We start from the raw sequence: 12,237 nt of genomic DNA on the forward strand, positions 1-12,237 counted from the left end.
AATGCCTCATCCTTTCTTATATGCGCCCGTCTCTACAGTCGGGTTTTGAATCAGTGACAGATCTGTTTGGAGGCTTTCCAGCAGCTGTGCCCTTAGGTCTTCTTCGAATAGCACTTCTCTGATATGAACGATCCCGAGACGGTCTATCCACTGATGAACACCTTCTAAGTAATGAGCCGTTTCCCGATAATACTGGATCAGTCCTTTGATCATGCCGGCAGTGCTGTCTTCGTTCTCAGTCACGCAAAACAAAGCTCCTGAACGGGCATGAGTTCCCCGGACGCCGCCGATGTGAATGTCCCAGCCAGCTTGTGTCCGAATTGCGCCGACATCTTGCAGGGCGGCCTCGGTGCAGTCTGTTTCACATGATAAGCTGATAGAAATGGGAGCGGGTAAGGGAAGCATCTCAAGTTGTCTTTCGATTTGGGCTGCCAGCTGCTGAATCGATCGATTTTGCCCGCATGTACATGCTTTGATGCTTTGCAGCGCGTGTCGGTGTTCATTAGTGTAAACGGGCATTTTCAGGTCTTTTTTCATGTTCGGGAGATCCGCAGGCTTGATCCCGGAAAGCTTCAGCCTTTGGCCGTGAGTGATGGATACGTCGGGAATGCTGTATGCCTCAATGATGTTGGCGATGGTTCTTAGCTGCTCCGCGTTTGTCCGCCCGCCGTACATTTGCGGAATCAGGATGCATGTCTCTTCAGTGGCTGGCTCAGGCTGGACAAACCCAGGGTACAGCATTTCCAGATAGTATTGAATCGCAGGAACACAAGTACTGCATCCGTTTTTTGTTTTCCAGTCAAGCTGGTTCATCACTTCTGCCGGATTAGTGAATGGCCTGCGCTGAAGCTCAGCGATGATGTCGTCTTCTGTAAAATCAGTACAGCTGCAAAACGAAGGTGTGCTGGCGGGCTTCGTATATTCGCTGTTGGTCATGTATCTCAAAAGGTCTTCAACGAGCGGTTTGCATCCTCCGCAGGACCCAGTGGCTTTGGTGCAGTGCTTGACTTCCTCAACAGTTGTTAAGCTATTCGTGTGCACCGCGTCTTCAATCGCGCCTTTCGTCACTGTGTTGCATTGGCAAATCGTTTCACTGGAAGGCATGGATTCAAATAAAGGGCCGCTTGTCTCCGGTTCGATGATCTGTTTTTTGGCAATGGAGATGTCTCGTTGTTTAAGCAGGCTGTCGAGAAGCCGCTGCTTGTCACGGGTGTCTCCGAATAAAATAACGCCGGCCAGTTTGTCATCTACAAAAAGCGCTTTTTTATAAACGCCTGCTTGTTCGTCGTAGATTTTGATGCTCGTCGTGCGTTCATCCTCTTGGATCTTTCCTGCTGACCACACATCGATTCCAGCTATTTTTAACGCCGCAGATGGTGCTGAGCCTTGATATTCCTCACATGGAACGCCGCAAATATGACTGGCGAGCGCTTTTCCCTGCTCATAAAGCGGAGCCACCAATCCGTACACCGTTCCGTTATGCTCAGCGCATTCACCAACGGCGTAGATATTCGGTTCGCTTGTCTGCATGAAGTCATTCACGATGATCCCGCGGTTCACTTTGATTCCAGCGGATACAGCCAATTCAATATTCGGTTTGACGCCGGCCGCCATCACAATCAAGTCTGCTTTTAATGAAGAGCCATCTTTAAAATGGATTCGGTCTGCCTTCGTGGCGCCGGAAATGGAGACGGTGTCTTTCTCCAAAAGAAAGGTTAGGCCTTTTTGTTCCAGCTCTGTTTGCAGCAGCCGCGCCGCTGTTTGATCGAGCTGTTTTTGCATAATGCCGGCGGAGTGGTGAATGACGCTGACATCCATACCGAGATGCTGTAAACCTACTGCAGCTTCCAGTCCTAATAAGCCGGCTCCGATTACCGCAGCCTTTTGAAAGTGCTGGGCCATGTTCATCAGCGCTTGGCAGTCTTCTATTGTCCGAAATCCATAGACACCTTTTTTGTCTGCCCCGGGGATAGGGAGAATATGAGGGGAGGAGCCTGTTGCCACTATTAATTTGTCATACGACAGAGTGCGTTTCCGATCTGTGATGACCTGCTGCTGATCTGTATCAATCTGAATAACCGTTTCGCCTGTGTAAAGCGTGATCCCGTGCTTGTCGTACCAATCCTTGCTGTTCAGTGTAATATCATCGAGTGACGCTTCACCCTGCAATACAGAGGATAAGAGAATGCGATTGTAATTGGGATGCGGCTCGCTTCCGAAAATGACAATCTCAAACATGTGGCGATTCAGCTTTAATACTTCTTCAATACAGCGGATTCCGGCCATGCCGTTTCCCGCTAACACTAATCTTTGTTTCTTCATGTATCAGACCTCCTTTGGCGAAGCTCGTAAGTTTTCTCCTATTAAAAATTATGTCACAATGCATTGTTAACGCATTAAACGTGTCACAAAAACTTACACATGTCTTTTCCAGAAAATAATGGTCCTATATCCTTGATTCAGAAAATGTAAAATAATGAGGGTCTAGAAAGGGGAATCTTATGAAGCTGTCGGAACTGAAAACTAGCGGTCATCCACTCACTTTGCTCTGTTCCTTTTTATACTTTGATGTCAGTTTTATGATATGGGTTATGCTTGGGGCGCTGGGTGTTTATATTTCTCAGGATTTTGGCCTGTCTCCTTTTGAGAAAGGGCTTGTCGTAGCTGTGCCGATTTTATCTGGATCTGTGTTTCGTATCATTCTTGGTATTTTAACGGACAGAATCGGACCGAAAAAAACGGCAGTGATCGGGATGCTGGTGACGATGATTCCGCTGCTTTGGGGGACATTCGGCGGCCGTTCCCTGACTGAGCTGTATGCCATCGGGATTCTGCTTGGCGTGGCGGGAGCAAGCTTTGCTGTAGCGCTGCCTATGGCCAGCCGCTGGTATCCGCCTCATTTGCAGGGACTTGCGATGGGGATTGCCGGAGCGGGGAACAGCGGCACGTTGTTTGCAACCCTGTTTGGCCCTCGTCTGGCAGAGCAGTTCGGCTGGCACATTGTCATGGGAATTGCGCTAATTCCATTATTGATCGTCTTTATTCTTTTTGTATCCATGGCAAAGGATTCCCCTGCACAGCCGTCTCCCCAGCCGCTCAAAAGCTATCTGCATGTGTTTGGGCAAAAGGAAACATGGTTTTTCTGCCTGCTGTACAGCGTCACATTTGGCGGATTTGTCGGGCTCTCAAGCTTTTTATCTATTTTCTTTGTTGATCAATACCAGCTGTCAAAAATTCACGCAGGGGACTTCGTTACATTATGTGTGGCGGCGGGGAGCTTTTTCCGGCCTGTCGGGGGCTTGATTTCAGATCGTGTCGGCGGCACGAAAGTTCTTTCTGTATTGTTTGTCATCGTGGCACTGTGTATGGCCGGAGTCAGTAGCCTGCCATCTCTCTCAATGGTTATTGTTCTATTGTTTGTCGGAATGATGGGGCTCGGAATGGGAAACGGCGCAGTATTCCAGCTCGTGCCGCAGCGCTTCCGCAAAGAAATCGGCATGGTGACGGGAATCGTCGGTGCGGCCGGAGGAATCGGAGGGTTTTTCTTGCCGAACATCTTAGGATCTCTCAAACAGATGACAGGCACATATGCTATCGGTTTTATCACGTTTTCCTGTATCGCGCTGCTGGCGTTTGCACTTGTGCTTGCCGCAGGCTATTACTGGCGGAAAAGCTGGAGCGCGGAAAGCAGCCCGGCGGATGTTTAGGATTTTGACGGACACGCGTTTGTGCGTGTCTTTTTTATTTTCTCTTGATTTTCAACAGTGAACCGATCAAAATAAATAGTAATTATTACGATTTGTTAGTGAGAGGAGTTTTCTGAATGAATCAACATACGCTGCTCCCGAAAAAAACGGAGCGTCTTCAATACTTTGGATCGGTCAGTCCGATCAAAGGCGAGAAACCAGTGGAAAAAGAGAAAATGAAGGACCTGCAAAATATCAGGAAGGATTATTTTTTTGACATTCAGCATGTAGGTGTAGCTAATGTGTCCCATCCAGTCACAATCACTTCTGCCATGATGCCTGCCGAGCAAACAACGGCTGCGAACTTTACAATGACTTGTAATTTGCCGAGAAATCAGAAGGGGATTAACATGAGCCGGTTAACAGAGCTGCTGCAAGTCTATCATCAAAATGGCTGGATTCTCTCATTTTCCTCTCTTCAGCAATTTACGAAAGAGCTTGCAGAAAACATGGACACATCATCTGCCACAGTTGAAGTGAGGTTTCCGTGGTTTTTCGAACGGAAAAGCCCGAAGCTTGAGAAAGCGGGTTTGATGCATGCTGATATATTCATGTCTGTCACCTATCGCAAAGATCAGCCGTTTAAACAGCGTGCCGGCATCTCAGCAAAAGTAACGACTCTGTGCCCTTGCTCCAAGGAAATCAGCGAATACAGTGCCCATAATCAGAGGGGAACGGTCAGCATTTGGGCGGATATTCACCCGGCCGCATCGCTGCCAAGTGATGTTAAAGCTGATTTGCTTCACGCCGCAGAATCAAATGCTTCTGCGAGACTGCATCCGGTATTGAAGCGGCCTGATGAAAAAGCCGTGACAGAAACGGCCTATGAAAACCCGAGATTTGTTGAGGATCTCGCCCGGCTGATTGCTGCAGATTTGTTTGAGCTTGAATGGGTGTCAGCCTTTGAGATTGAATGCCGAAATGAAGAATCGATCCATCTTCACGATGCCTATGCGAAGCTGTGTTTTTCGAAGGAAGTGGATAAAATATGAAACTCTCATTATTCATTATTGCAGTTCTTATGCCAGTCATCCTGCTGTCAGCCTGCTCCGATCATGCAGAAGAACACGCAAGTATCAATACAAAGAAAACGGTCGAAAACATAACGGACGTTCGAAAAACAGCAAAAACAAGCATTGATTGGACAAAGCCTTCGGGCGGAGAATACCCGGATATTAAACAGAAGCATGTCTGGATTGATGTGAATGTGAAGGAGCAGAAGGCTTACATCAAGGAAGGAAGCAACACCATCTATACAATGATGATTTCTTCTGGTCTTGATCAAACAAAAGATGATGCTACGCCAAAGGGCACCTTTTATGTAGAGCCTGAACGGGGAGAATGGTTTTTCTCCGAAGGATACCAGGAAGGCGCAGAATACTGGGTATCATGGAAAAATCACGGTGAATTTTTATTTCATAGTGTGCCAATGACTAAGGATCAAAAAGTCATCAAAACGGAAGCAGAAAAACTAGGAACGAAAGCATCTCACGGATGTATCAGGCTGACCATTCCAGATGCGAAATGGGTATATGAAAATATCCCTGAACATACAAAAGTGGTGATCAGCTGAATTGAAAACCGTTGACAAAAAGGAAAAAAGACCATACAATTTAAATCGTAACAATTACGTTTTATGATAAATGGCTTATCATTGTCTGTGCATCTGTGAAAAGCGGAAAGGCATCGATTAAGGATCTTGCTGTCGGCAAAGGCAAGGATTTGCGATGGGGAAAAGGATTAAACGCGGTTGGAGTCTTTACTGATTTAGAAATCGGGCGGCAGCGAGAAATGAGCGCGAAAAGCTGCTCTACACCATTGTACATACGGCGAAGTATTCAATTTAAATCGTAATCATTCTATTTTAATGGAGGCACTATTATGAAAAAAATTCCGGTTACCGTACTGAGCGGTTATCTCGGTGCGGGAAAAACAACATTGCTGAACAGCATTTTGCAAAATCGCGAAGGCTTGAAAATAGCGGTTATCGTAAACGATATGAGCGAGGTGAACATTGACGCGGGCTTGGTTAAGCAGGAAGGTGGCCTTTCCAGAACAGATGAAAAGCTTGTGGAAATGTCAAATGGCTGCATTTGCTGCACGCTTCGCGAAGACTTATTAATTGAAGTTGAGAAGCTGGCAAAAGACGGACGGTTTGATTATATCGTCATCGAATCGACAGGAATCAGCGAACCGATCCCGGTGGCCCAGACTTTCTCTTATATCGATGAAGAGATGGGAATCGATCTTACAAAATTCTGTCAGCTGGATACGATGGTGACGGTTGTTGATGCCAACCGTTTTTGGCATGATTATCAGTCAGGCGAAAGCCTTCTGGACCGCAAAGAAGCATTGGGGGAAAAGGATGAAAGAGAAATCGCCGACCTCTTGATCGATCAAATTGAGTTTTGCGATGTACTGATCTTAAATAAATGTGATTTGGTCAGCGAGCAAGAGCTCGAACAGCTTGAAAACGTTCTTCGTAAACTGCAGCCAAGAGCCAGGTTCATTCGTTCCGTCAAAGGAAATGTAAAACCGCAGGAGATTTTGCATACAGGGTTATTTAACTTCGAGGAAGCGAGCGGATCGGCCGGCTGGATTCAAGAGCTGACGGCAGGCCATGCGGAACACACCCCGGAAACAGAAGAATACGGTATCTCTTCATTTGTATATAAGAGACGTTTGCCGTTTCATTCTACACGATTTTACCGTTGGTTGGATCAAATGCCAAAGAACGTGGTACGTGCCAAAGGAATCGTCTGGTGCGCATCTCATAACAACCTCGCTTTGCTGATGTCGCAAGCAGGTCCGTCGGTTACGATTGAGCCTGTATCTTATTGGGTGGCGGCGTTGCCGAAGCTTGAGCAGGAGCAAGTCAAACAGCAGGAGCCGGAAATCCTGGAGGAGTGGGACCCGGAGTTCGGCGACCGCCTAACGCAGCTAGTTTTTATCGGAACTGACCTGGATGAAGAAACGATCACGAAAGAGCTTGATCAATGCCTGTTGACTGAGTATGAATTTGATTCCGACTGGTCGCTGTTTGAGGACCCGTTTAAATGGAAGCTGAATCAATAGAAAAAAAGCCGTCCCATGGGGAACGGCTTTTTTTAATGAAACGTTTGTTTAAACATAATGAGCGTATTTTTTCTCAAGGATATTCTGAAAGACCGCGGCAATGGAGCAGATGGCCCAATAAATGAGAGCGGTCAGAATATACATGGTCATATAATCAAACTCTCTGCCCCCGATGATTTTCGCATGCTGGAGCAATTCCGGCACTGTAATCATCGCAGCGAGAGAGGACGCCTTGATCAAGTCGAGCAATACATTGGCAAGCGGAGGCAGCGCAATACGTATCGATTGCGGCAAAATGATGCCCCTCATCGTCTGCCAATAGGAAAGACCCAGCGAGGATGCGGCTTCCCACTGTCCTTTTTCGACGGATGAAATGGCTGAACGGTTAATTTCCGCAATGTAGGCGGCGCTGTTTAGGCTAAAGCCGATTAAAGCAGCCGTGACAGCGGAAAATTCAATGCCGATATAAGGAAACCCGAAATAAAGGATAAACAAAATCACCAAAATCGGAACGCCTCGCATAAATGAGATATAGAGCTTCGCCGGCCATCTTAACAAAGCAAGTTTAGACATTCTGGCGAGTGATATGAACAGGCCGATCACAGTTCCCGCAAACATGCTTACAAAAGAGATGAGCAGTGTATAACCAATGCCTTTTATGACATAAGGGAACGATTCAATGGCCAGCTTCGTGTTGAAAATATATTCCCACTGAATGCTATTGATCATGGCGTCCGATTACAAATCAACGTCCTGAACGTCGGCATCAATTTTTTTTGATACATCTGCTTTATTGAAGAATTGTTTCGACAGTTTAGTCAAAGAGCCATCCTTGCTCATCTCTTTCAATGCTTCGTTCATCTTTTTCTGAAGTGCCGCATTGCTTTTTTTCATGACAAGGGCCTGTTTGTTCGGCATGTACTTGATGTCAGGATGAATTGTAATGTTGAGATCCGGGAATGCCGCGAGCGCAAGTGTCTGCAGGTAATAGTCGTTTAAAATGACGTCAGTGCGTCCGTTGGCAACATCTTTTAAATATTGCTCATTCGTCGCATTATCATAAATCACTTCTTTGGCGCCGTATTTTCTCGCGACCTCCATGTAGACGGTTGTAGCCGCGCCAGCCGCTTTCTTCCCTTTTAAATCCTTGAGCGTTTTAATCCCTGATAAATCGTCTTTTCGGACAATTGCCGTGCCGTATGAATATTTATATGGAGTGGAAAATGCGAACTTCTCCTCACGGTCCTTCGTCACATCGATGTCATTCGCGGCTGCGTCAACCTGTCCGCTGTTCACCGCTGTCAGCATCCCGTCAATGCCCATCTCCTTGAACTCAACCTTCAGCCCCAAGCGTTTTGCCGCTTCACGAACAACTTCAACCTCGTAGCCCGTCAGCTTATCAGAGCCAGAGTCAGTATCGTGATAAGAAGTGGGATAGAGCGTACCTGATGTAGCGACTACGATTTTCCCTTTATCCTTAATCTGCTCCCAGCCTGTATCCTTGGAATCGGCTTCATTTTTGCCGGAACAGGCTGCCAATATAAGAAAGAAAGCCATTGTGAAACTGAATATAACGGCTTTGGAATGCATGAATGATTTCACCTATAGTTCCCCCAATCTGTTAATCAACTAAAAAGATAGCATTGAACATAAGGGGTTGCAATATGTTGATCGCGTTTTCAAAAAGTTCGAATTGTGTATACAAAAAGCATGGGTGGGTGTTTAAAAGCGTCTATGAAGGGAAGAGGTGATGAAAAAAGGAATTGTCCAAGGATGAATGCCAGACGTACCAAGGAAACGCATGTGAAAGTGAAGGATGCAGCAGACCCGTCACTCATCTATGCCAATACCGGAAGAAATGGTCAAGAGGCATGAAACCGATCTTCAGAATAAATTTAAGTCTTGCTGATGCCCCTAAGGCATATGATATATTCGATGAGAAAGAAAATGGAAACATTTAAACCATAATGGGGAGTCAAATGAATATTTACAAACCAGCCGGATTTTGGATCAGACTTGGAGCTGCATTGTTAGACTACATTATAGTCTCCGTGCCGCTTTTGCTGATCTATTGGCTGATTACAGGAAAAGACCCAAACGACAGCATGTTCATCAGTTTGGTTGTTCTGCTGTATTCTATTTTGCTGCCGATGTTTTGGCGCGGTTATCTTATCGGAAAAAGGATCTGCGGAATCAGAATCGTAAAAAAAGACGGATCACAGGTCAGTCTGTTAACAATGTTTTTACGGGTTATTGTAGCCGGCCTGGTTTACTGTATAACCTTCGGACTCGGCTTGATCGCCAGCCTGATTCTGATTGCCGTACGAGAAGACAAACGGACCCTGCATGATTTAATCGCGGGAACATATGTCACTTATGCGACACCAGGTGAAGAGGAACTTAATGCTGACGAAGAGATTAGAAAGAGCGAATAATGGTTCGCTCTTTTTATTTTTATGCATAAAAAATACAAGGCAGCAAAACATATGAAAAATAGGATTGGAGGAATAAAATGGATGAAACGAATAACCATCAACATTATCACAATGTTCATTGCAGCGGCTGTCATTTCTCTGACCGGTACAGCTGAGGCCGCTGAAAAACAGCAGCAGTCTCCCGCAAATGTTACACTGACAGATCAGCAAAAGAAAGAGATTGAACAACTGGAAGCAGAGATTCTTAAAAAGCGCAAAGACGTGATCTCAAAGTATGTACAATACGGTATCCTGCCTAAAGAAAGAGGAGAACACATCAAAAATCACTTGGACAAACACTTTGAAATGATGAAACAAAACGGCTTTGTTCCAAAGCACCATCCTCATCCGCATAAATTTGAAAAAAGACATTAAGATTTTAAGCATCCAATGGGAATTGGGTGCTTTTGCGTTATTTACAGGTAGGCAATATTAGCTGAGCTGTTCCGCGACTAACATCGAGTTGATATGAAACGCGTTTCATAGCCTATGATAGGTTTATCAAATAATTCAGGAGTGATAAACACTATGATCCACCAGCATCCAGAATCTTTTCCGAAACATTTTTTGTGGGGCTCTGCTTCTGCAGCGTACCAGATTGAAGGCGCTTGGAATGAAGATGGCAAAGGCCCTTCTGTTTGGGATGTGTTTACGAAAATACCGGGCAAAACGTTTAAAGGAACCAATGGCGAGATTGCGGTTGACCATTATCACCGATTTAAAGAAGATGTCGCTCTGATGGCTGAGATGGGGTTAAAAGCATATCGATTTTCCGTCAGCTGGCCACGGGTTTTTCCAAAAGGAAAAGGAGAGATCAATGAAGCAGGTCTAGCGTTTTACGATAGTCTGATTGATGAATTGCTTTCTCATCACATCGAGCCGGTTCTGACTTTATATCACTGGGATTTGCCTCAAGCGCTTATGGACGAATACGGCGGGTTTGAATCCAGAAACATCATAGAGGATTTTAATCACTACTGTATTACTCTTTATAAACGTTTTGGAGACAGGGTGAAATATTGGGTTACGTTAAACGAACAGAACTACAATTTTAATCACGGATTTATTACAGCCATGCATCCGCCTGGAGTGAAAGACAGAAAACGATTTTACGAAGCAAACCATATTGCGTTTCTGGCTAATGCAAAAGCCATCGAATCATTTAGAGAATATGTGCCTGAAGGCAAAATAGGTCCTAGCTTTGCTTATTCTCCGGCTTACCCTTTATCAAGTCATCCAGAGGATATACTGGCATTTGAAAACGCCGAAGAATTTACGAACAATTGGTGGCTTGACATGTATTGCTGGGGAACCTACCCGCAAATTCCATTCCGCTGCTTGGAAAAACAGGGATGGGCGCCGACAATTGAAGCAGGAGATATGGACCTGCTCGCCAAAGGGAAGCCTGATTTTGTAGGTGTCAATTATTATCAGACGATCACCTATGAACGAAATCCGCTTGATGGTGTGTCAGAAGGGAAAATGAATACGACAGGCCAAAAGGGAACCAATCAGGAGACGGGGATACCCGGAGTGTTCAAAACGAAAAAAAATCCGCATCTGACAACGAGCAACTGGGATTGGACAATTGACCCAATTGGGCTGCGTATCGGTCTTCGCCGAATTACAAGCCGCTATCAGCTTCCAGTGTTTATAACAGAGAACGGTTTGGGTGAATTTGATAAAGTTGAGGACGGCACTGTACAGGATGATTATCGAATTGATTATTTGCGTTCGCATCTTGAGCAATGCAGACAAGCCATCAGTGACGGTGTCGATTTAATCGGCTATTGCAGCTGGTCGTTTACTGATCTGTTAAGCTGGCTGAACGGCTACCAAAAAAGATACGGATTTGTATATGTCAATCGTGATGAAGAAAGCACATCCGATTTAAAACGCTTGAAGAAAAAAAGCTTTTATTGGTATCAAGATGTCATCAAGACAAACGGAGAAAGTTTATAAAGAGTCCCTGAGAGTTATTCTCTCAGGGGTTTTTCATTACACAGAAACAGCATCAATAATATAAGTGTCGGCGTGCAAATCTGACATTTCAGCCGGCACAGTCCAGCATGTCAATTGATAGTCTCCTTTAGGCAGATCAAAGGACAGTCTTTTAGACATGATGCTTTCAATATGAATTCCGTTTTCTGTGACATGAAAAGGAACAGTCACTTTTTTTTCGTAGGAGTTTACTGTTTCTGAACTGTTCAGGCGAAAAAGAATAAAGGCCTTTGTATTTCGCTGTGCCTCAAAGGAAATGGCTCCGTCTGCCGCAGCATATCCTTTTTCAATCGCTTCGTCAGTCCAATCCATTACAGGAGGTGTAGAATCCTTTTGAAATACAGTAAATTGATGATATGAAATCGAAAGTTCTTGCGGCTTCCATGATTTGATCAATGTGCTGTTCCTCCTCTATGTACTGTTTACTGAATTGTGAATAAAACCTTTGTGCCGTCTGGGTAATCGGTAAGCCGATGCCCGACCCAAGAGCCTGCTCCGCGGTTGTCAGCGGGAGAAATGTATTCTACAGAAGCTCCCTCACCGCCTTCTTTGCACATGGCCATTGGCCATTCATCTCTGTCATACCCCTTTTTGGAAGGTACGTCCTTTAATGATTGCTCGCGGCGTTCTTCAGCTCCGTCTCTGTCAATAGTGCACACCTCTGAGTGCCCCTCATTTATCGCATCCTTAATATGCTTGGCAGTTTCGGGATACCGGTCAGATGGGAAGGCCATTGTTTCATCATATTCTTTCGTTTGAGACGTTTTTTGATCAGCTGAGAAAAAGTCTCCTTTTATCAGGCCGACAGCTGCAGCTGCTATGATGACGATGACGAGAAGTATCGTTTTTATGATGTCCGTCGTGATGTTCACCTCCCGCTTTTAAAACTGACACAAGAGTAATCCAGAAAGCATTTGGTGTAAAGGTTTAAATTTTATGTT

The 12,237-nt window shown here is 45.3% G+C and carries 14 protein-coding genes; 9 read left to right on the forward strand and 5 right to left on the reverse strand.

The window, feature by feature from the left end; translation table 11 throughout:
• Positions 1-6: 6 nt before the first annotated feature.
• The gene (gene nasB, locus NST22_RS01915) at positions 7-2,322 is read right to left on the reverse strand and encodes an assimilatory nitrate reductase electron transfer subunit NasB (RefSeq protein WP_003246389.1); all 2,316 of its coding nucleotides are present in this window, start codon (positions 2,320-2,322) and stop codon (positions 7-9) included.
• A gap of 179 nt (positions 2,323-2,501) precedes the next feature.
• On the opposite strand from nasB, the gene NST22_RS01920 reads away from it, so the two are divergent.
• From NST22_RS01920 to zinU, 5 genes are all read left to right on the forward strand, one after another.
• Positions 2,502-3,707: a nitrate/nitrite transporter gene (locus NST22_RS01920; RefSeq protein WP_003246358.1), complete on the forward strand. Its 1,206-nt coding sequence runs from the start codon at positions 2,502-2,504 to the stop codon at positions 3,705-3,707.
• Positions 3,708-3,823: 116 nt separating this feature from the next.
• The gene (folE2, locus tag NST22_RS01925; RefSeq protein WP_003246378.1) at positions 3,824-4,738 is read left to right on the forward strand and encodes a GTP cyclohydrolase FolE2; all 915 of its coding nucleotides are present in this window, start codon (positions 3,824-3,826) and stop codon (positions 4,736-4,738) included.
• Complete coding sequence (locus tag NST22_RS01930; protein WP_003246380.1) at positions 4,735-5,319, forward strand: L,D-transpeptidase; 585 nt, start codon at positions 4,735-4,737, stop codon at positions 5,317-5,319. Before folE2 ends, NST22_RS01930 begins: the two co-directional genes overlap by 4 nt.
• Before the next feature lie 95 nt (positions 5,320-5,414).
• Positions 5,415-5,600 (forward strand): hypothetical protein, encoded by a 186-nt coding sequence (locus NST22_RS01935; protein WP_003246405.1) that lies wholly within the window; start codon positions 5,415-5,417, stop codon positions 5,598-5,600.
• Between the two features lie 27 nt (positions 5,601-5,627).
• Positions 5,628-6,821, forward strand: a complete 1,194-nt coding sequence (gene zinU, locus NST22_RS01940) for a zinc metallochaperone ZinU (RefSeq protein ID WP_003234625.1) — start codon at positions 5,628-5,630, stop codon at positions 6,819-6,821.
• Positions 6,822-6,869: 48 nt separating this feature from the next.
• On the opposite strand, the gene NST22_RS01945 is transcribed toward zinU, so the two are convergent.
• Together NST22_RS01945 and NST22_RS01950 are read right to left on the reverse strand one after the other, a co-directional pair.
• Entirely contained in the window at positions 6,870-7,550 is a 681-nt protein-coding gene (locus NST22_RS01945) for an amino acid ABC transporter permease (protein WP_003234624.1), read from the reverse strand.
• Between the two features lie 9 nt (positions 7,551-7,559).
• Complete coding sequence (locus tag NST22_RS01950; protein ID WP_009966510.1) at positions 7,560-8,423, reverse strand: transporter substrate-binding domain-containing protein; 864 nt, start codon at positions 8,421-8,423, stop codon at positions 7,560-7,562.
• 161 nt (positions 8,424-8,584) lie between these two features.
• Between NST22_RS01950 and NST22_RS01955 the strand changes: the two genes are divergently transcribed.
• The 4 genes from NST22_RS01955 to bglC all read left to right on the forward strand — a co-directional run bounded on the left by NST22_RS01955 (position 8,585) and on the right by bglC (position 11,257).
• Positions 8,585-8,782 (forward strand): hypothetical protein, encoded by a 198-nt coding sequence (locus NST22_RS01955; protein WP_119122841.1) that lies wholly within the window; start codon positions 8,585-8,587, stop codon positions 8,780-8,782.
• Positions 8,783-8,800: 18 nt separating this feature from the next.
• Positions 8,801-9,256, forward strand: coding sequence for an RDD family protein (locus NST22_RS01960; RefSeq protein WP_003246356.1), 456 nt, complete (start codon positions 8,801-8,803; stop codon positions 9,254-9,256).
• An 81-nt stretch (positions 9,257-9,337) separates the two neighbouring features.
• Positions 9,338-9,670: a YckD family protein gene (locus NST22_RS01965; RefSeq protein WP_003246247.1), complete on the forward strand. Its 333-nt coding sequence runs from the start codon at positions 9,338-9,340 to the stop codon at positions 9,668-9,670.
• A gap of 153 nt (positions 9,671-9,823) precedes the next feature.
• Positions 9,824-11,257 carry a 6-phospho-beta-glucosidase gene (bglC, locus tag NST22_RS01970; RefSeq protein WP_003246242.1) on the forward strand — a complete coding sequence of 478 codons (1,434 nt, stop codon included), beginning with the start codon at positions 9,824-9,826 and terminating at the stop codon, positions 11,255-11,257.
• A gap of 36 nt (positions 11,258-11,293) precedes the next feature.
• Here bglC and nin read toward each other — a convergent pair whose 3' ends face one another.
• The gene (gene nin, locus NST22_RS01975) at positions 11,294-11,692 is read right to left on the reverse strand and encodes a DNA-entry nuclease inhibitor (protein WP_003246342.1); all 399 of its coding nucleotides are present in this window, start codon (positions 11,690-11,692) and stop codon (positions 11,294-11,296) included.
• 26 nt (positions 11,693-11,718) lie between these two features.
• Entirely contained in the window at positions 11,719-12,168 is a 450-nt protein-coding gene (gene nucA, locus NST22_RS01980; RefSeq protein WP_003246436.1) for a DNA-entry nuclease, read from the reverse strand.
• Between the last annotated feature and the right edge of the window lie 69 nt (positions 12,169-12,237).

Source organism: Bacillus sp. PS237 (assembly GCF_037963345.1).
In the GTDB taxonomy this organism is placed as follows: domain Bacteria; phylum Bacillota; class Bacilli; order Bacillales; family Bacillaceae; genus Bacillus; species Bacillus subtilis.